The sequence below is a fragment of the Streptomyces sp. NPDC013317 genome (assembly GCF_055563155.1).
This window is the reverse complement of record NZ_JBVHDX010000012.1, coordinates 197571-217028: the sequence shown is the minus strand read 5'-3', so window position 1 is coordinate 217028 and position 19458 is coordinate 197571. Positions and strand designations below refer to the sequence as shown.

The window sequence follows — 19458 nt, the reverse complement described above, 5'->3', positions numbered from 1 at the left end:
CCGGACCGTTGCTGCGGTCCGGCCTGCTTCGTACGTCAGGCCGTCACGCAGGGCACGCAGCGATTGCCCGCGCGGTACTGCGGATGCTTCGGGCACATCCCGTCAGCGGTCGCACCGGACGGCGCCACGCTGCGTTCGGCGGCCTCGACGACCACGTAGCGCGGCAGGTTCGGAATCCGGTCCGTCGACAGCAGCCGGTACGGGTTCGTCACCCTGTGCGGGTTCTTCGTCAGCTGCCGGGTCAGCAACGCACGATCGACGACGCCGATCCCGGGCCAGCCCTGCTGAGCCATCACGGTGAGGAGCTTTGGGGCGAGCCTGGCCGCGTTCACCCGGCCCTGCGTCCACGGATCGGGCAGCAGCTCCAGAACGTCCACCGCAACACGCAGGTCTTCCTCGGCGTAGCCAGCCCCCTCCCCCTCCCTCGGTGACGGAAGCGACCCTGTGGGGTCCTGGAGGGGGGAGGGGGAGGAGGTAGTTACCTCCTCCGGGGGGTGTGGGGGGGACGAAGCGAAACCGGCCTTTTCCGGCTTTCGGCCCTGACCTGCGGAAACATCGCCCGAGGGAAACCGGGTTTTCCCCGACTCCGGAGCGGAGTCGGGGAAAACCCGATTCCGCCTCTGACCTGGCGAAACGGGGTTCTCCCCGGTTTCCCTCGTGGTGTCTGCGCCCGGAACCGGGTTTTCCCCGATTTCGCTGCTGACCTGGGACAACGCGGCGGTACCCGCTGCGACGTACTCGGGGTTGTTCGCCGGGTTCCGGTACGCCCGGTAGCGCCACTCCGGGCGCTTCGTCTGGGGGTTGTAGACCGACCGGCGGAGGAGGTGGCCGGCCTTCGTCAGCCGCTTCGCGATCACCTCGAAGCGGTCGATGCTCATCTTCCAGCCGCGAGCCCTCATGCCCGCCGCCAAGTCCTTGCCGGTCGCCTGGGCGTCCGGCGCGAGGAGCAGCACGTGCGCCAGGACGCCAAGGTCTTCGGGCTGGAGGCCTGGGGTTTCCACCACAGGCCGGGGTAGGACGGCTTCCTCCGGTAGCTCTTGGGCCCGTTCGAAGATGCTGCTTCCGAAGTCGCTCACCAGGCCGCCCCCGCGACGATTCCTGCGAGGTGGCCGGCTTTCGTCAGGCAACCCGCGATCGCGTTGTAGCGGTCTTTGCCCATCTTCCAGCCTTGTACCTGGAGGTCCCTGCGAATCGCCTCCATGGTCGACGGAAACCAGGGGTCACGAAGGAGCAGCTCCGTCAGGACGCCGAGGTCTTCCGGCTGCAGCCCCGGTGTGCGGATCAGCTCGCGCTGGAGGATCACTTCCTCGGGGGTCTCCCAGGCGCGTTCGAACCGGCTGTTGCCGAACTCCTCGCTCACGACGTCACATCCGAGAGGTGTTCGTACGGCTTCTGGGTGCCCGTGCGCGTCAATGCACCGACCGGTCGGTGTGGCGAGCTGTGAAGAACCGAGCGAGCCATTGGCTGACAGCCGTGGCGAAATGACGTCTTTTCGGCGCTTGCGGAGTTTAGCCCGAAATCTGACCTACCAATAGCGGGGTTCAGGCTGAGTGCTGTGAGTTGCTGACCGCTGACGCTGGGCAGCGCGGTCGGAGGTCGGTCGAGATGTTGCACGGGCTGTGTCTCCCCTATGGGGAGTCGCGTCAGCAGGATGTGACCTGGTAAGGGCCCGGGATGGTGGCGTTCCGCGAGCCGGCGCGCTTATCCTGGGTACAGGTGACCCAACGCGGGCCTTACGGTCTGCGGGATTCACCCCGGCTGAGGTCACCTCACCGGACGCGACTCGGAGCTTGGCTAAGGCGGCGAGTCGGATTGCTAGGTGGAGCGGTCTTCGTTGTGGCGACGAAGACCGCTTCATGCGTTCATGGGCTACTCCTATTGGCCTCAGTGTCGTCGGGCCTCCGAGTCACCTCAGGGTGCTTCTCGGCGAGCCCAGTGAGAAGCCTGGAGTAGGCGGCGAGGTGTCGAGCGCGGGGGCGGGCCTGTCCACTCTCCCAACGCAGGAACGCCGCTCGCGAAACGCCGAGCGCGTGGGCCACATCTTTTTGCGTCAGTCCGTCTGCACGTCGAAGCTCTGCACGGACTTTGGGTGGCGGCAGTTCGGTGCGGCGCGCTAGCAACGCATCCACTGCCTCGAAAAGGTCGGACATCACTCCCCCTCAACGTTCCCGTGACTCGCAACTATACATCTGGATTACTTAACTGTGACGGTCTGTTGACGGCGGGTCATGGAAGGGCGCCCCCTGCCCCCTCCCTCACGTACGGTTCGTATCTGTGTCCCGACTTGCGCTCTTCGATCTGGACGACACGCTGGCCGACAGACGGCCAGCACTCAGTCACGCAGTGGTCGCCCTGTCCCGGGCTCACTCCTTCACTCCGGACGCTGAACAGTGGCTGCGCACCGAGCTGGTCGACCGTGCGAACGCCGTCGACTTCGCCCGTCTGCGGAACGCCTACGACCTGGAGGCGCCCGCCGCGCAGTTGTGGAAGGAGTACGTCCACCTCATGGCGAACGCAGTCACCTGCCGCCCCGAGGTTCTCGACGGCTTGTCCCGACTGCGCGCGTCCGGATGGACAATCGGGATCATCACCAACGGGGCCGGCGACATTCAGCGCTCCAAACTCGCCTCGACTGGCCTCGCCGCCTTGGTCGACAGCATCGCCGTCTCGGGTGACCTTGAGATCCGCAAGCCGGACCTGCGCCTCTTCCAACTCGCAGCCGCCCGCTGCAACGCGAGCCTCGAACATGGCGGCTGGATGGTCGGTGACAACCCGGCAGGAGACATCGACGGCGGCCGCCAAGCCGGCCTGCACACCATCTGGCTGCGCGGGCGCCCGTGGCCGGAGGGGCTCCCCGCCCCAGATCACGCCGTCGACGACGTCACCGATGCAATCACCATCCTGCTCAACGAGACGGAGTGACACCATGGACCAGCCGACCGTTGGCATCCTCCACCCCGGCAGCATGGGCGCCGCCGTCGCCGCCTGCGCTGCGAACAACGCGGCCGAGGTCCTGTGGTGCCAGACAGGGCGCAGCACCGCGTCCATTGAGCGCGCCACCCAGTTCGGATTGACGCCCGTGGTCACCATGGCCGAACTGCTGGACCGCAGCGACATCGTCATCAGCCTCTGCCCGCCAGCCGCCGCCGAGGACCTGGCCCGGGACGTCGTAGGGCACCGCTTCACCGGGGTGTACGTCGAGGCGAACGCCATCAACCCCACCCGCGCGCAGCGGATCGCCGCGCTGCACGCACAGGGCGCGGCCGTCGTCGACGGGGGTGTCGTTGGCTCCCCGCCGGTTGGAGGCAAGACGCCGACTTTGTACCTGTCCGGCCCTGCCGATGCGACCGAGCGCATCGAGGCGCTTTTCGCTGGCACCGCCGTCCGCGCGGCGGTACTTGGCACGGAAATCGGGCAGGCCTCTGCACTGAAACTGGCGTACGCCTCGTTCCAGAAGACCAGCCGGGTGTTGGTGGCACTCGCAGTCGGGATGGCCCGCGGGTATGGCGTCGGCCAAGAGCTCATCGAGGTCGCCTCGAAGCGCACCGACTCGTACCTGTCTGAGCCGCAGTACATCGCCAAGACTGCGGCCCGTGCGTGGCGCTGGGGCCCGGAGCTGGAGGAAGCTGCCGACGCGCTCGAGGCCGCCGGCCTCCCACCGGAGATGCTGCGCGCAGCTGCGTCCACATTGGCCCTGTGGGACGACGCCAAGGACAGCGAGCTCACGCTCGCCGACGCCCTGGACCGACTCGCCCAGCCGTAGCCTGCGCTCTTTTCGGGGCCGCTACCGCCTGCTGCGCCAGCAGCTGGTCGATGAGCCGCGCCGCGTCCTCCGGAGCATCCGCCACGGTGTCCACCGTCAGATCCCAGACCGTGGCCGGGTGCGCGTCCAGGTCCTCGCAGGTCGCGTCCCACGCCGTCAGACGCTCGGCAGTGTCGCTGTCGCCGCGCCCCGCCGACCGCTGCTCGGTCGCCTCGCGCGGGCACCACAGCAGGACCAGCGACCAGTCGGCTGGGTAGCCCTCGACCAGAGCACGGATGCCATCGACCTGTCCCAGGTGCACCACAGGCACTCCGGCCGCGAACGCGGCGTCCACGCCGGGGCGATCGATGGCGTATGTGTTGCCGTACCGGGTGTTCGCGTAGACGATGTCGCCCGCAGCCTCCAGCAAGCGCAGATCCTCCGCGGTGCCCATCCGGTAGCCGGCAGCCTTGCCCGTCCCGACCTTGAGGCGTGCGAACTGTGCGTACTTGGAGTTGAGTGCGCTGAGCGCGGCGGTGACGGTGTCCTTGCCCGAGGCCGGCGGGCCGTAGAGGATTACGCCTTGCTTCTCTGTCATACGTACATTACCCCCATTGCCTGCCGGGCCTGGTCCGCGAGCGTCACCGCGGTTCCCAGTCGGTTGTCGACGACCAGGTGCGGCACCGCTGGGCGTAGGTCAAGGTGGATCGTGGCCATGTACTCGTCCCACCGCTGGAGCTTCCACGCGTCCCGGGCTGCGGAGCGGAAGGTGATGTACTCGCGCATCGACTCTTCATCGCACCGCACCCACACGGGGAATACGTCGACTCCCATGGAGGCGGCCCGGTTAGACAGGCGCTGCATCCAGTTCGGGTCGGTCATCTCAGCGATGAAGGGCGCGGTCAACACCGTGGAGATGCCGCACTTGATATTGGCCATGGCCGACTGCATCAGGCACTCGTACTCCACGGGCCGGACCTTCTCGCGGTAGAGCTCGGTGTGCCGGTCGTTCGCGTCGCCGCCCAGCGCGAGCAGGAGGCGCTCCACGAGCGGGCGGGTGAGCGGGTCCTTGTCGAGCAGCGGCCAGCCGGTGAGCTGAACGAAGAAGCGGGCGAGCTCCGTCTTGCCGCTGCCCGCGAAGCCGCCGACCAGGATGAGCGCGGGACGGTGAGGGTCGCCACCCGTGTGCCGACGCTTCCATGCGTCGATGATCCGCTGCTGCAAGTCGAAGTGGTCGGATTCGTCGGAGCCCGGCGCGATGCGATGAATGGCTCGCTCAACAGCCAAGACGTGCGAGCCGTTGAGGCAGTCGTCCATCGGCGTGAGCTGGAAGGACGTCTCCTCTCCCGGCAGTGCAGCACGGAAACCGAGATCCGGTTCGGTTGCCCGGTACAGCAGACAGTAGGCGCGCCGGTAGTGCGGGCCGGGGTAGACCTCCCCCTGCTCGTGCTGCCATAAGGTCTGGGGATTCGCGGCGGGAATTCCCTTGAGCTTGGCCCGCTCAGCAACTGCTCGGAGCCGCTCACCAGCCTTCTCCAGGGTCAGGCCGTGGGCTTCCCGTTGCTCGCGCAGCCGGTCCGGCCTCCATCCTGCTCGCTGCCTTCCCACTCCTTGTCCCTCCGTCATCTGCATGGCCGCGAGCCTAGGGCGCAGGTCGCGAAACGCATGTGTACGTGGATGTTGAAAGCCAGTGAATGAAACTACGTACAGGCTTCGACAAGTCCCTGTGATGGTGCGCCCTCCGCCTCCAGGAGTCTGATTGGCCTCACGAGACGAACTGTGAGGGGTTGGTGGCGGGAGGTGGAGCTAGGACAAGCTACTCCGAGTACTTCTCCAGTCGTTCCAGGCGGGCGCTCAGTTCCTCTACGCGCTGCTCCAGGCGGCGAATTGCTTCCGATGTTGGGTCCGTCTTCGTGCTTGCTTGATCGCTCACGAAGCTGCCGCGGCCCTGGTGGGAGTAGATGAGTCCAAGAGCGCGCAGCTCTGTCAAAGCTCGCTGCACCGTTCCGGCCGCGACCTGGTACTCCTCCGCAAGGGACTTGATGCCGGGGATCTGCATGCCAGCCGCGAGGCGGCCAGTCGCGATCTGGTCGCGAACGTCCTGAACGATGCGCTGATACGGCTGCATGGCCTCGGCCTTTGTCATGACCGTCATCGTAGATGCACCTAGCCGGGTTAGTCGGGTTCGTCAGCTAACAGCTTGACATTGCCAATAGTGTCAGCAAAGCTAACAGTGTCGACAGGGAAGGGCTGTCGGCGAGTGCTTGACCTGCGGAAACGCGGGAGCGCCTGAGAAAAGCCCGAGGGGGCGAGTACGAGGGAAGCGCCCGTTCCTTGAGAACTCCATATGGGACATTCCGGTACTACGGCTAGCCGCCCCCTAAGAAGGGGGCATCTTGTGAGTCCTCTGGTCAACCGGCCCTAGTCCACAGGGTGACGTGGAACCGACAACCCGCAGCGAGATGCGGGACAGGCAACAGCGACAAGCCAGCCCTGCCGCGCAGGCAGCACCCGAAGCAACTTTTCCATGCCGTCCTCACGGGCGGACAAGTGATCCGAACGCGCGGTGAGACAAGGGCAGAGATCGCGGACCCCGCAAGGAAATCGACCGGTGCGAGTCCGGTCCGGGGTGCTGCGGCATCCGTGCCGCCCGGAGCAGGGCCGTCGCTCGCTCCGGAACAAGTGACGGCCACGGGGGTGGAGCCCCGTGGCCGTCTGAGTCCTGCGATGGAGGACCCGATGAACAGCATGGCATGTGCACTTCCCGCTCTCGGGAGCGAGGTCCGGGTGGACGCGTCGGAGCGGCGCCTAGTGGTGCTGCTCGACCGCATGGCCGCCGAGGGCGACGCCCGCGCCGCGAGGGCCGGGCGCCGGGCCCGGCGGACGCTCCAGGAGATGATCCCCGGCTACACCAGGCAGCCGGTCCTCACTCTGCACCGGCCGGAGATGGCCGACGACGCGTGCCCGCTTTGCACGCGGTGGGGGTGCAACGGGACTGACTGCCCGCCGGCCGCCGTCATCCCGTCGCCCGCCACGACGACGATGGCGCCCGCCGCTACCTCCGGCCAGTGCCAGAAGTGCGGCGGCCGGTTCGAGGGCTGGAACGGTGGCGTCTGCGACGCCTGCCGCGCGACCGGACGCTGACCCGTGCGCGACCTGTACGAGCGCTACATGCGCGCGGCCGCCGCGCTGCGGTCGCACGACGCCGGATGCACGGCGTGTACGGCGAAGGCGAGGTGCCCTCAGGGGGCGCGGCTGTTGGAGAGCTTTGCCCGGATTCAGGACGCGTACATGCACGGCAAGCGCTCGTGACTCTGCCGGTTGCCTGACTCGTACGGCCCGGTCCCTGCCCGGGGGCGGGCCGTACGGCGTCCAGGGGAGCCGGACAGCCCGACTCCGCACCCTCGACTTTCCAGGAGAGCCGTGACCACGCGCTTCCATTTCATCCTGACCCTCCAGCTTCCGACCTCTGGGGGCTTGGAGGTCCGTACCTGGAACTCCACCGCCGACGTGCCGCCAGGCAAGGGCAGTTACGCGCTCTGCAAGGACCTGATCGGTCAGCTCACCGCGGATGACCCGCGCTGGGGCAAGGCGAACATCCTGCACTGGTCGTGCCGCCTCGACGAGCTGCCGCACGCACAGCCGCCGGCCTCCGCCGCGCCCGTCGCCCAGGACGCGTCCGGGCCGGTGCCGTTGGACCTGCCGCGCCAGCGCGGCTGACCACCCCACCCGACCCAGTACAGGGCTCCCGCACGACCGAAACGCGCGGGAGCCCTGACTGGCCAGCCTAGAGGAGGAGCAGCACGTGATCCGATTCAGCAACCCCCGTCCCGACGGCGGGCCCGACGCCCGGCGCTGGAGCTGGCGGGGTGTCGTCCTCGCCGTCCTGGGCGCGGTGACGCTCGGCGTCGCCGTTCTGTCCGTCGTCGTCAGCTACAGCATCCTCGAGCCTCGGTTCGGCGGGTGGGCGTACGCGATCGTCGGCGCTCTCGACGCCCTGTGGGTCGTCTTCCAGGGGGCGGAGATCCTCGCGGGCAACAACCGCCGCCGCGCGGCCCGCGCCCAGCGCGCCGGGCTCGTTCTGACGGCCGTCCTGACGGCCATGCCGACCACCGACCTGATCCTGACCAGCAACGGCCGGTTCGAGCTGGCCATGGTCCTCACCCCGCTCGCGATCGTCGCCACCAAGATCGCATGGTGGCTCACGCTGCCGTCGCTCGGGCGCCGGGTATCGGAGGCGACGCGACAGAGGATCGCGCACAAGCGGCAGGAAGTCTCTAACCGGCTGGAGGAGATGGAGGCGGAGGCGGCGCACCGCATCGAGCTGCTCGCCGTCGCCACCGACCTGGAGAAGCAGGTGGCCGACGCCGAGACTGCCTACCGCAGGGCAGTCCTGAAGAGCCGCCAGCGCACCGCGGAGAAGCTACACGGCCAGGCAGCGGCGACGGAGGCCACCCTCACGGACAAGGCTCTGCCCGTTTCCGTTGCAGCGATCCGGCTCCCGGAGATGGGCGCGTGGGACCCCGCAGTGCTGCCCGGCACAGACCTGATGGGGGGCGGCACGCAGGTCAACGCCCTGCCGACCTCACCCGGCACGCAGGACGGCACGGAGAGTGTGCCGGTCGACGACACGGCGGCACAGGACACGGCACACGCCGCGGCTCTGGCCGACCTCGCGTACGTCGCGGGCGTGCCGGTGCCCGTGCCGGGCGAGGCCCTGACCTACGGGCAGATGGACGTCGTCCTCCGCCACCTGCGCTACAGCGACGACCCGCCGCTGTCCTACCGGCAGGCCCGCGACCAGTACCGCGACGCGGGGTTCGTCGGCAGCGAAGAGCGGATCCGCCGGGTCTGGGGCGATCTCCTGGCCAAGGAGGAAGCCTGCCCCGTCCGCAGCAGCAAGGCCTCCGCTCTGGCTGAGCAAGACGACGCCGAGGAGGAGCCCGAACACGGGCGCGCGAGCTGACAGCTGGCACCACCGATGCAGCCCAGCCGATCCATCGGCTGGGCTGTGTCGCGACTGCCGGACCCAGCGGTCGACCGGTGCAGACCCGGCGAGCGATCTGGCGAGCGGCACATGTCGCAGACCCAGGCGCAGACCCGGCGAGCACCAACAACCCCAGCAGGCACGCGCCTTGCGCGCGTTACCCTGCGTGATTGGACAGTTACGAAGGGGAGCGTCAACGAAGTGAGCAAGAGAAGGGCGAAATTCCAGGAACAGGAGGACAGCTACGGGCAGGCCGCGGGCGCGATCGGCGCGTTAGCCATCGCCTTCGGTGGCATGGCGGCCGTCAAGGACAAGCTCGGCCTGTCCTGGCCCGCCACCGTCCTGCTGACCGCCGGCGCGCTGGTCGCCATCGGCTACCTCGCGTGGAAGGTCCGCACGACCGTCAAGCGCCTGTGGGCCCGTGAGGGCCCCTCAGAGCCCGCAGCGGCCCTGCGAAGCGAGGCCTCCGAGGAGACGGGTGACGACCCGGGCGCGGCTACTGTGCTGGCACATCCGGAGCTGACGGCCGCGCTCATCACAGCCGGCGCCATCGGGAAGGACGAAGTGATCCGCGCCGACGAGGCCCGGATCAAAGAAGCCCCGATGGGCACCCGGTACAACTTCCTGGTGCCCCGGGGGCGGTCCTATGAGGACGTCGAGAAGAAGCTGACCATCCTCGCGGGAGTCCTCGGCGTGACCCGGATGCACCTGAAGATGGAGCGCAGCCGCGACACCGACCGCCGCGTGAAACTGCTCAAGCTCCACGATCCGCCGTTCACCCAGCCTTTCCCAGCGCCGACCCGTGGGGAAATCGAGCGGTTTCCCGGAATCGCGATCGGCCACGACGTCACCGGGAAACTCGTGGGGCTCCCCACGTTCGAGAAGGCGTCCATGCTGATCGCCGGTATGACCCAGATGGGTAAAACCACGCTGGTCAACGGACTCATCACCTGCCTCCTGATCGCCTACGGAGAATTCGAGCTGTATCTGCTCGACGGAAAATTCTGCGGACTGACGCGGTTCGAAAAGACCGCCGTCCGCTATGAAGCTTCCGACGATCCGGAGGTCTTCGAGAGCATGGTGGACGAGCTGAACACTCGATCCGACAACCGCTATGAGCAGATGAAGGAAGCCATCCGGAACCGGCAGAACGCGCCCGCGTTCAAGCCGGTCATCTTCATCGTCGACGAAGCGGCCGACTTCTTCGCCAGCGACGAATCAAAGGAAGGAAAAGAACAGGCGCGGCGGATCGCGGAGAAGACGCGGTCCCTGGTCGCGAAATCCCTCGAATCAGGAATCTCCACAATCCTGATGACACAGCGACCCTCCACGAACACCATCCCGGTGAACGTACGAGACCAGTTCCTCTACCGGCTGTGCCTCTACGTGGCATCGTCAGGAACCGCCAAGGTCGCTCTCGGCGACACGTATTTTGACACGGTCGCCCCGATCAACCCCGCTCTCCTCGACCCCGACATCAAGGGCCAGGGTGTTCTCTTCGCCAACGGCCGATCCACCCTCATCCGGGGATTCAACTTCGCGGATGAATTCGTGTGGGGAGTCGCGGACGAGATCCATGCCCGGCAGCAGAAAGTCATTGAATCCGCGCCTGTATCTCCGCTGAAGCAGGCCGTTGACCTGATGCGCGGCCAGGGTGTCGAATTCCTTCCCACCAGCGAGCTGGCGCCCGCACTCGGCATCACGAAAACCGATGCCACGGAGCGCGGAAAGCAACTCTCCACACTCCTGGGCGTACCAGCCGACAGGGTCAAGGGCGTGCGCGGCTACAAGCTGGCCGACCTCGCCGCCGCGCTCAAGTCCGGTACGTGACCACCGTCCTCCGCACCGTCCAGCAACCGTCAGCGGACCGTCCGGAGACCGTCACCTGACCGCTGGGATGACGGTTGCCACCGTCCTGGTGCCGGTGGTCAGACGGTCTCCGGACGGTGATCCATGACGGTCCTGACCAGCGGAAACATCAAGAACAGGGGGATTGACTCTTGCGAGGCACCACGCCCGTCACCGTCGGCATAGCGGCGACCGCGGCCGTCATCGTCGCCGCGCTCGTCCAGGCCGGCACCGACCCGGCAGGAACAGCGCTCGGCGTTGCCGTTCCCGCCCAGTACCGGGAACTGATCGAAGAGGCCGGAAACACCTGCCCAGAGATCAGCCCCAATCTCCTGGCCGCACTCATCCAACAGGAATCCGGATTCAACCCGAAAGCCACATCACCGGCCGACGCCCAGGGAATCGCCCAGTTCATCCCATCCACCTGGAAAGCCGAAGGAATCGACGCCAACGGCGACGGGAAACGCGACGTCTGGGACCCCGAGGACGCCATCCCGTCAGCCGGAAAATACCTCTGCACCTTAGCCGAAGACGTCAAAAACGTCCCGGGCGACCGGCAGAGCAACACACTCGCCGCCTACAACGCGGGCCCCGGAGCAGTCATCGCGGCGGGCGGCGTCCCGAAAATCACCGAGACACAGAACTACGTCCGGATCATCAACGCAAACGCGAAAACAACCACACCCGCCGGATCCTCCGAAACCGCCGCCATCGCCATCGGCACGGCATCCCGGATGATCGGCCAGCCCTACTCGTGGGGCGGAGGAAACGCGACCGGCCCCACCAATGGATCCTGCTGCTCCCCCAACGGCAGGTCCGGAGCATCCATTCGCGGATTCGACTGCTCGGGACTCGTCGTCTACGCCTACGCGAAAGCGGGGATTTCCCTTCCCCGTACCGCCGCCACGCAATACGCGGCCTCGCAGCACATCAACCCCGCCGACCTCCAGCCCGGAGACCTCGTCTTCTACGGCAGCAGCGCAGCGAGCATTCACCACGTCGGCATCTACATCGGACGCGGCCAAATGATCAACGCACCGCGCCCCGGAACCGATGTTCGGATCGACCCGATCAAAGCACTCCCCGACCTCTACGCCATCGCCCGCCCCACCCCCAAGAAGGAAATCTGAGAATGCTGAAGAACCTTTTCGTTGCCGCGCCCGTCGACCTGTCCGGCGGATTTAGCGACTTCTTCAAGACGATTGGCCTGACCGGTGGCGGTCTCGTCACCAAGGGAATCGCGGCCGTTATCGCCGTGATCGCGGTCAAGATGCTGCTCCAGCTCTCAAACGACCCGAAGACCGCACTGCGCAAGGGCAGCATGGCGATCGGCACGCTCTTCGTCGCCGTCGTCCTGGCCATGTACGGCGACACCCTGTTCTCCACCGTCACCAACGCCAAGAGCTGATCGGCATGCCAGAAAAAGACCCCTGCGAACTACTCAAGAACACCCCCGGCTACGACTACTGCGTCAACCCCGACTCCGCCCCCGGCTCCCCACAGGACGTCCCGGGCGACGCACTCACCAGCGGCGGAGCCGACCAAGTCAAGAAACTCGCCGAATCCCTCATCGAGACCATCACCGATCTGTTGGCGCCCGGTAAGGCGTGGGCGCCGGCGAAGACGGAGGACGCCTTATACGCCCCGTTCCTGTGGCTGGGGCAGCACATGGCGGTGGCGATCTTTGTGTGCGTTGTCGTGGTGGCTGGTCTGACTGCCTGGCAGGGCTCGCCCCGGCTGCGGCAGATGGGCGCGTCCACGGGGTGGACGCTGGCTGCCGTGGTCGGGATGGCATCCGTGCCCGTGATCGTGATGGGGCTGCAAAAGGCGGTGAGCGGAGCGTTCACTGCCGCGTTCGACAGCAACGAGTCCACCCTGTTCAAGGTCATCGAAGCCGACTTGGAGAAGGAGGCGGGAGACCCGCTAGGTGTGCTGATCATCGTCAGCGCGCTCGTCGTCGCCCTGGCGCTCGCGGCCCTGGTGTTCATGACGCGCCAGCCCGCGATTCTGGTGTTCGTGTGCATCGCCCCTCTCGTGCTCGCGTCGCTGGCACGTGGGGGCGACATGGACGCGGTCAAGCGCTGGACTCAGCGGCTACTCGGGCTGCTCTTCGCCCCGTTCGCGCTCCTCCTCATCACGCCGTTCGTGTCGCTCGCGAAAGGCGCGCTGGTAATGGACGCGGTGCTGCTGGTCGCGGCGGACGCGCTCATGCTGCGCATGATCTTCCATGGGGTGCCGTACTTCGGCCCGCGGATCGCGGGCGCCGTTCGGGCGGTGGTCGAGCAGAACACCAACAGCCGCCTGGTCCACGCCGCCGTGCGGGTGGGCTCGCCGGATGTGTACGAGCAGGAGAACGTCCCGCGTCCCCGGCACACGGTGGACACCCCGGGACGGGCGATGGGCCAGGACCGGGGCGTGCTGTACGCCGCCTACGGCGCCCGGACCAAGCCGCGTCCGGGGCGGCTGACGGTCGAGGCGGCTGCTGCACAGGTCCGGGAGAACGCGGGCCGTACGGCGGCGCTCACCCAGGCACGGCGCGAGGGCCGACCGCCCAGGCCTGCCGCTCCGGCGGTCGGACCGCAGAACGGCGCACAGCCCACCGCGGGACCGACCGGCACGCAGCCGCCGGCCTCCGCCCCTCGCCCTGTTCCGCAGCCCGCCCCGGGCCAGCGGCCCCAGCCTCCGCAGCAGCGGCCGTAGCTGCACCCGCTTCCTCGGTGGCCGTTCGCGCCTGCGGACGGCCACCGCCCCTTTCTTCTGAGGAGGTTCGATCGTGTACTCCCTGACCCCGGGCTACCGGGTTCCTGCTGTGCAGCGTGGACTCAGCCCCGCCGAGACCGTGATGACGAAGCTGACCGCCGGGGCCGGGAGCGCCGTCCTGGCATCCGCTCTGCTCACCCCACCGCCGATTTGGACGTTCGGCTCGGTCGGCGCAGCGGTCGCGCTGATCAACCTCGCTCCGGGCCCCCGTTCGCTGGGCCGGTGGGCTGCAGTCGGCTACCGGCACCTGCGCGAGCGCACCGCCCCCGCGTCGATGGCCGACCGGCCCGGGACCACCGCCACGTGGGGCCTGTATCTCGGGCACGGCACGGTGCAGAGCGCGGCGCCTCGGGCGGAGTTCCACGCGGCGTTCTCCCGCGCGCTCACGTTCGCGGGCGGGCAGGCCCGTACCGCCGGGGTGCAGGTCCACGTGACCCATCACGCCACCGTGAGGGCCCACACCACTCACACCCAGACTGTCTCCGTCCATGTCCCCAATGGTCTGGCCGGGGACCCTGAGCGGATCCTGAGCACCCTCGCGGGGGAGTTCGGACGGCTGGGCACGCTGACGCCGATCACGCCGGATCCCGTCCCGGAGGTGACGGGCCGTGGTCCCGGGTGGGTCGAACTTGAGGATGGCCGGTACGCCGCGACCGCGCGAATCACGTCCTGGCCGGACGCGACCGGCGACGACCTCATGGCCCGCATGCTCCTAGGCCAGGACACAGGCCGCTCCCTCGCAGTGCTCTACCGGCCGCTTCCGGCGCGGCAGTCGCGCCGGTCGGCCATGTGGCAGTCCGCGGCCGCCGGCGCCTTCACCACGGACAAGGTCAAGCAGGACGCGCACGAGTTGGCGAGCGGCACGACGCACGGGGCGCTCGTTCAGGGCGCCACGCTCGTCGACCTCGACGCCTACCTGACCGTATGGGGCGCCTCCGCCGAGAAGGTGACCGAGGAGCGGCGGCAGGCCGGACTCATGGCCGACCGGCACCGCATCACCCTCGACTGGCTGACCGGCCAGCAGCACCGCGCCCACGTAATGACCACCCCGCACGGCGCCTCCACCCGGAAAGGCAGCATCCTGTGATCCGACTCCCCTCCACCCTCGCCGCGATCACCGCGCCCCTCGTGGCCTCCAACACGTCCTTCCCCGGCATCCGGATCGGCCGCTCCCTCCTCGACGGCCGGGAGTTCCGCCTCTCACCTGTCCAGGCCAGTACCGCGCTGCTGCCCTCGACCAACAGCCTCGCGCTGGGCGGTCTGGGCTCGGGCAAGTCCACGACGGCCAAGACGCGGGCCCGCCGGGAGATCCTCGACCACGGTCACCAGTACGTGGTCATCGACTCGTTCGGGGAGGACAACTCCGGGGAGTGGGCGCCCCTCGTGCGCTCGCTCGGCGGCCGGGTCATCGAGGCCGGCTCGTTCACCCTCAACCCCTGCTCGACGCTCCTCCCGCCGCCGGTGCGTGAGCAGCTGCTCCGGTCGCTGATCGTCGCCGCCGAACCGGATGCCCTCAACAGGAAGGCGACGCACGCGCTGCAGCACGCTCTCACCCATCCCAAGGCGACCGCGCTGGGCGGGCTGGTGGACGCCCTGGTGAGCCCGGAGGACGGCCGGTGGCCGGCCGCTCGTCTTGCCGCGTGGGGCGAGGACGTCGCCATAGCGCTCTCCCGCTACACCGACGGTGCGCTGGCCGGGCTGTTCGACGGCCGTGAGTCCGGGCTGCCCGAGGTGGACCAGCCGATCACCTCGTTCGACTTTTCCCGCCTCGACCGCAACAGCCCGGCGATCCCCTCACTTATGGCGGCTATCTCGGTGTGGGCGGAGCATGTGTGGCTTCCCCAGTCGACCGCCGTGCACCGGCACTTGGTCTTGGAGGAGGCCTGGCAGATCCTCCTCTCCCCCGCCACCAGCGAACTCATCCAGCGCATGCTCAAGAACAGCCGCAAGGCCGCCATGAGCCTCGATGTCGTGATGCACACCCTCTCCGATCTCGGCGACGGCCCCGCCCGCGACCTCGCCCGGCTCTGCGAAGTCGCCCACGTCGGACGACTTGGCCCCGAGGAAGCCGCGGCCGTCGGCGCGCTGCTCGGGCTGCCGGACTGGGCGGTCGCGGAGATCCCGACGTTGGCCCCGGGACAGGCCGTGTGGAAGATCGGACCCCACTACGTCGACATCATCGAGACCGTGCTCGACGCGGAAGAGATCGCCCTCACCGACACCTCCTCCCGCCGCCGCGCCGCCCAGCAAGCCGACACCATCGAGGAGCAGGCGACGCCGCCCGTCGATACAGAAGATGACGCCGATTTCGAGTACGACCAGGAAGACGAGGAGGACGGGGACGACGATCCGGATCACGGCCTGGCCCTCCTCGTTCCTGCCGAGCCGGAGCCGGAGCTGGACGAGGGGGAGGGCTGGGACTGGGAGATGCCACCCACCGTCATCGACCGCCGGCACCACGACGTGCTCCAGGCCGCGCGCGAGGGCCGGTGCAATGAGGCTGCGCAACTCGCAGCAATGGGAGAGCGAGAGGACATCACCGCCCATGGCATCATGTCCGATCAGGCCGTCTCGTGGCTGTCCACCCGCGCCAGGGTGGCGGATCTGTGCGGAAGCCCCGACCAGGCACAGCAGCTCCGCGCTACCGTCGCCCGTATGGGCAAAGATCCCGACTGGTACACCGCAGCCGCCGAGCAGACCGACACAACCTGGTACAGCGGCGTCAACCCGGACCCGCCCGGCGCCAATGCTCTGCCTCCTTCGGACGCGTCGACGGAGCGGCGTCCGCGCCGTGTCTGGCCCTACGTCGCAGTCGTGGCCGCCGCGTCGGTCGCCACCGCCGTCATCTGGCAGGGGGCCGAAGCCGAGCAGCGGCAGGAAGACCGCAAGGCGGTCGCGGAGGCCTACAAAGGCCGCTCCGGCGCGGAACTCCACCTCGACGGAGTGAAGGCGGACCTCGTTGCACAGTGGACCAGCAGGGAACGCGTGGCCATCGAGCTACGGACCTATGGGAACGCGAACGCCCGGTACCTGCGGATCGACGCAGACGGCAAGAGTGTCGTCAGAACCCGGACACCCGACCTCAAGTACCCCAGGACACCGGAGATTGAGGTGCCTGTGACGGATCCTTTGGCTGACGTGACGGTCCGGGTGGCAGTCGGAGGCAGGGACTGGAAGGAGGGCGCCCGTGCGGTCTCGCGCGAGATCCGGCTGTCCCCGACTGGTTTCGCGTACGACGCGCAGACTGGAGTGCGACTTTCTTCCGACCTCTGACTGCACACGGATTCGCGCATGAAACGGCCCCCGGTCGCCTGAACTCAATTCGAGTGACCGGGGGCCGCTTTGTCGTGGAGGAGTTGAGCGACCGACGACGTCAATTCGGCTCCCGATCCTCATTTGGAGTAGTTCCACGGCCCAGACAAGCACGCCGCAGCCGCAGGAGGCGATCTGACGGCCTTTCGACGCCTCCTAGGACACCTCATACCGGCCGCTCCGCGTTAGGCCGCTGCAGGCCCCATTGCGTGCGTCGCATTTCTACATATATGCCGTCTTTAGTGATTCGAAGCGCTACGCCGTCCGATGCTGCGAGCGTGGTCGCGCGTGGATCCGCTCAGAGCAGGGCGGCAACGTCACCACCTTCGAAGCTGTGCGCTGCAAGGCGTTTGGGTGATCGTCGGGCGCTTGCGACTGAGCGGCTTCCTCCTCCAGGCGACTCCATCCGCCGGAAAAGGAGCATGTTTCGCGAATGAGGTGATACCGATAGTGCCTGGTGACACGCAACATGACCTGCCGTCACGCATGCCTGGGGTAGAAGTTAGTAAGCTGACCTCATGGTCACCCCAAACCCCAGTGGAGACAGAGAGAAGGTCGTCTCCAAGCTGCCGTCCTGGCTTCGTCAGGACCTGAAGGTTCGCGCCGCCGAACGTGGTGTCGACATCCAGGACGCCACGTCCGAGGGAATCTCGGCGTGGCGTGCCTCCCATGCCGACCACTCCCCCATCGACACGTCTGGCTCTGCATCGTTCTCCACCTGGCTGCCGCCCGGTCAGTGGGACGAGCTCAAGGCCACGTGCACCGAGCGGGGTATCCCATTCGTGCAGGGGCTTGCTCAGTCCATCCAGCTGTGGCTGGACACTCACCCCTCCCCCAGGCACCGTCCGGTCACCGGCATCGCCCAGCGAAAGATCGTCATCAACCAGAAGGGCGGCGTGGGAAAGACCGCTGTCGCCGCCGGCATCGCCGAAGCCTTGGCCGAAGACGGTCTTGAGACCCTCCTCGTCGACTACGACCCCCAGGGCCATCTCAGCGATCAGCTCGGTGTAGAGCAGCTCGCACCCGGCACTGACAGCCTCGTCCTGCACATGTGCGGGGAGGGCAAGGGCGATCTCCGGGACCTTGTGGTCACCATCGAGGAGCCTCGGTTCGGCAAGCGCCTGCATGTACTGCCAGCGTGCCCCGACGGCTTCCTCCTCGACGCCAAGATCGCTGTCTCCCGGATGCGCAACAAGGAGGCGGCCCTGGAGCGGGCGTTGCAGCCGCTGGAGAAGGACTTCGACGCCATCGTCGTGGACTGCCCGCCCAGCCTGGGAATGGCCACCGACGCGGCCATCTACTACGGCCGCCGACGCCAAGGTGAAGGCCACGGGGTCTCCGGCATGGTCATCCCAGTGCTCGCTGAAGACTCATCAGCGACCGCCTACAGCATGCTCGCAGACCAGATCGAGTCCCTTCGGGACGACCTGAGCCTCGACATCGAGTACCTGGGCCTGGTCGTCAACCTGTACGACAGCCGACGAGGCTTCGTCGCCACCTCCTCACTTCAGGAATGGCGCGAACTCGGCGACCCGCGCGTGCTGGCGGTCATCGGTGACCTGAAGGAGCAGCGCGAGGCCGTGCGCATGCACCGCCCACTGCTCGCCTATGCGCCTCACAGTGACCAGTCGGAGATCATGCGTCAGATCGCCAGGGAGATCTCATGAGCAAGCGAGATCAGCTGGGTACGTCGTCCTCCTTCGCTCGGGCGAGCCAGGCGCGCAGCGTCCGTCGGCAACTGACGGACGCCGCCTTCGGCGGAGACCCGACCGTTCTGGACCTGACGCTCATCAGCGGCAACCCCGACAACCCGCGGGAATCCCTGGGGGACGTGTCGGGTATGGCTGCCAGCCTCCTGGAGGTCGGCCAGATCCAGGCGATCACTGTCGCGTCGGTCGAGGCCTATCTGCGGGACCGGCCTGAGCGCGCCTCGGAGCTCGATCCGGACGCGGAGTATGTGGTGGTCGACGGCCACCGCCGGCTGGCAGGTGCCCGGGAGGCCGGCCTCGCATCGATAAAGGTCACCGTCGACGACGCGCGGGTCTCCACCGATGAGGTTCTGCTGGAGTCCGCCTTCGTCGCCAACGCGCAGCGGGAGAACCTCTCCGACCTGGAAGAGGCCCAAGCGCTCAAGACACTGGTTGCGTTCTACGGCTCTCAGCACAAGGCCGCGAAGCGACTAGGGGTAACGCAGCCATACATCTCGCAACGTCTGTCTCTGCTCGAGCTGGAGCCGCAGCTGCAGGCTGATCTCGAGGCGGGCTTGCGCAAGGTCGAGCACGTACGTGGCCTGAGCAAGCTCTCCCCCGCCGAGCAGCGCGCGACCGCAGACGCCAGAGCCGCACAAGCCCAGGAGAAGCGACTCAAGCGCACGACCGCCCCCTCCCCTGCACCTCCCGCCGCTGGTGATAACGCCGTTATCACCAGCGCGCCGCCCATCCGCCTCGGAACGGAGCAGCCGTCCAGTGATAACGCCGTTATCACCAACCCGAGCCACAGCCGGTCTGACGCGGCAGAGGCCCCCGGCCAGCCGGCCAGGGTTGATAACGGCGTTATCAGCAGCCCGCGGGATATGCACGCGGAACGGTCCGGCGAAGCTCCGGCTGACGCGGATCGTGGGGGACCGGAAGCGGCATCCGCGCTTCCGTGGCACAGCCCTCAGGGTCTCAACCGATTGGCACGCCAGCACATGTCCAATGAAGACCGCAGGACCCTGGCGAAGCTGCTCACCGAGGACTGAATCCGAAGCTGGGCGGCCATGTCTCCGGAGATCGTGAGACACGGCCGCCCCTCGTATAGGTGGATCTTT

The 19458-nt window shown here is 67.7% G+C and carries 19 protein-coding genes; 13 read left to right on the top strand and 6 right to left on the bottom strand.

Going from position 1 to position 19458, the window contains the following annotated elements; genetic code table 11:
- Positions 1-35: 35 nt before the first annotated feature.
- The 3 genes from ACZ3IJ_RS28285 to ACZ3IJ_RS28275 all read right to left on the bottom strand — a co-directional run bounded on the left by ACZ3IJ_RS28285 (position 36) and on the right by ACZ3IJ_RS28275 (position 2150).
- On the bottom strand, positions 36-1076 hold the full coding sequence (locus tag ACZ3IJ_RS28285; RefSeq protein WP_467472604.1) for a hypothetical protein: 1041 nt from the start codon (positions 1074-1076) through the stop codon (positions 36-38).
- Entirely contained in the window at positions 1073-1360 is a 288-nt protein-coding gene (locus ACZ3IJ_RS28280) for a hypothetical protein (RefSeq protein ID WP_467472603.1), read from the bottom strand. Before ACZ3IJ_RS28280 ends, ACZ3IJ_RS28285 begins: the two co-directional genes overlap by 4 nt.
- Before the next feature lie 502 nt (positions 1361-1862).
- Complete coding sequence (locus tag ACZ3IJ_RS28275; RefSeq protein ID WP_467472601.1) at positions 1863-2150, bottom strand: helix-turn-helix domain-containing protein; 288 nt, start codon at positions 2148-2150, stop codon at positions 1863-1865.
- Positions 2151-2274: 124 nt separating this feature from the next.
- Here ACZ3IJ_RS28275 and ACZ3IJ_RS28270 point away from each other — a divergent pair, with 124 nt between their 5' ends.
- Together ACZ3IJ_RS28270 and ACZ3IJ_RS28265 are read left to right on the top strand one after the other, a co-directional pair.
- Positions 2275-2922 (top strand): HAD family hydrolase, encoded by a 648-nt coding sequence (locus tag ACZ3IJ_RS28270; RefSeq protein WP_467472600.1) that lies wholly within the window; start codon positions 2275-2277, stop codon positions 2920-2922.
- A gap of 4 nt (positions 2923-2926) precedes the next feature.
- Positions 2927-3763, top strand: a complete 837-nt coding sequence (locus ACZ3IJ_RS28265) for a DUF1932 domain-containing protein (RefSeq protein WP_467472597.1) — start codon at positions 2927-2929, stop codon at positions 3761-3763.
- On the opposite strand, the gene ACZ3IJ_RS28260 is transcribed toward ACZ3IJ_RS28265, so the two are convergent.
- The 3 genes from ACZ3IJ_RS28260 to ACZ3IJ_RS28250 form a co-directional block, all read right to left on the bottom strand.
- A complete protein-coding gene (locus ACZ3IJ_RS28260) occupies positions 3723-4340 on the bottom strand; it encodes a phosphotransferase-like protein (protein ID WP_467472595.1) in 618 nt (205 codons plus the stop codon). The genes ACZ3IJ_RS28265 and ACZ3IJ_RS28260 overlap by 41 nt on opposite strands.
- Positions 4337-5374, bottom strand: a complete 1038-nt coding sequence (locus tag ACZ3IJ_RS28255) for an AAA family ATPase (protein WP_467472593.1) — start codon at positions 5372-5374, stop codon at positions 4337-4339. Before ACZ3IJ_RS28255 ends, ACZ3IJ_RS28260 begins: the two co-directional genes overlap by 4 nt.
- Before the next feature lie 184 nt (positions 5375-5558).
- Positions 5559-5888 carry a GntR family transcriptional regulator gene (locus ACZ3IJ_RS28250; protein ID WP_467472592.1) on the bottom strand — a complete coding sequence of 110 codons (330 nt, stop codon included), beginning with the start codon at positions 5886-5888 and terminating at the stop codon, positions 5559-5561.
- 593 nt (positions 5889-6481) lie between these two features.
- On the opposite strand from ACZ3IJ_RS28250, the gene ACZ3IJ_RS28245 reads away from it, so the two are divergent.
- From ACZ3IJ_RS28245 to ACZ3IJ_RS28195, 11 genes are all read left to right on the top strand, one after another.
- The gene (locus ACZ3IJ_RS28245; RefSeq protein ID WP_467472590.1) at positions 6482-6886 is read left to right on the top strand and encodes a hypothetical protein; all 405 of its coding nucleotides are present in this window, start codon (positions 6482-6484) and stop codon (positions 6884-6886) included.
- Positions 6887-7165: 279 nt separating this feature from the next.
- Entirely contained in the window at positions 7166-7462 is a 297-nt protein-coding gene (locus ACZ3IJ_RS28240; protein WP_467472588.1) for a hypothetical protein, read from the top strand.
- A gap of 85 nt (positions 7463-7547) precedes the next feature.
- Positions 7548-8708: a hypothetical protein gene (locus ACZ3IJ_RS28235; RefSeq protein ID WP_467472585.1), complete on the top strand. Its 1161-nt coding sequence runs from the start codon at positions 7548-7550 to the stop codon at positions 8706-8708.
- Positions 8709-8819: 111 nt separating this feature from the next.
- Complete coding sequence (locus tag ACZ3IJ_RS28230) at positions 8820-10559, top strand: FtsK/SpoIIIE domain-containing protein (protein ID WP_467472583.1); 1740 nt, start codon at positions 8820-8822, stop codon at positions 10557-10559.
- Positions 10560-10729: 170 nt separating this feature from the next.
- The gene (locus tag ACZ3IJ_RS28225) at positions 10730-11707 is read left to right on the top strand and encodes a C40 family peptidase (RefSeq protein ID WP_467472581.1); all 978 of its coding nucleotides are present in this window, start codon (positions 10730-10732) and stop codon (positions 11705-11707) included.
- Positions 11708-11709: 2 nt separating this feature from the next.
- Positions 11710-11985: a hypothetical protein gene (locus ACZ3IJ_RS28220; protein WP_467472579.1), complete on the top strand. Its 276-nt coding sequence runs from the start codon at positions 11710-11712 to the stop codon at positions 11983-11985.
- A gap of 5 nt (positions 11986-11990) precedes the next feature.
- Positions 11991-13277: a hypothetical protein gene (locus ACZ3IJ_RS28215; RefSeq protein WP_467472577.1), complete on the top strand. Its 1287-nt coding sequence runs from the start codon at positions 11991-11993 to the stop codon at positions 13275-13277.
- A gap of 73 nt (positions 13278-13350) precedes the next feature.
- A complete protein-coding gene (locus tag ACZ3IJ_RS28210) occupies positions 13351-14424 on the top strand; it encodes a hypothetical protein (protein WP_467472575.1) in 1074 nt (357 codons plus the stop codon).
- Complete coding sequence (locus ACZ3IJ_RS28205; RefSeq protein ID WP_467472574.1) at positions 14421-16610, top strand: hypothetical protein; 2190 nt, start codon at positions 14421-14423, stop codon at positions 16608-16610. Before ACZ3IJ_RS28210 ends, ACZ3IJ_RS28205 begins: the two co-directional genes overlap by 4 nt.
- 557 nt (positions 16611-17167) lie before the next feature.
- Entirely contained in the window at positions 17168-18316 is a 1149-nt protein-coding gene (locus ACZ3IJ_RS28200) for a ParA family protein (protein ID WP_391801331.1), read from the top strand.
- Positions 18313-19389, top strand: a complete 1077-nt coding sequence (locus ACZ3IJ_RS28195) for a ParB/RepB/Spo0J family partition protein (RefSeq protein ID WP_467472572.1) — start codon at positions 18313-18315, stop codon at positions 19387-19389. The genes ACZ3IJ_RS28200 and ACZ3IJ_RS28195 overlap by 4 nt, the downstream gene beginning before the upstream one ends.
- Positions 19390-19458: the final 69 nt, after the last annotated feature.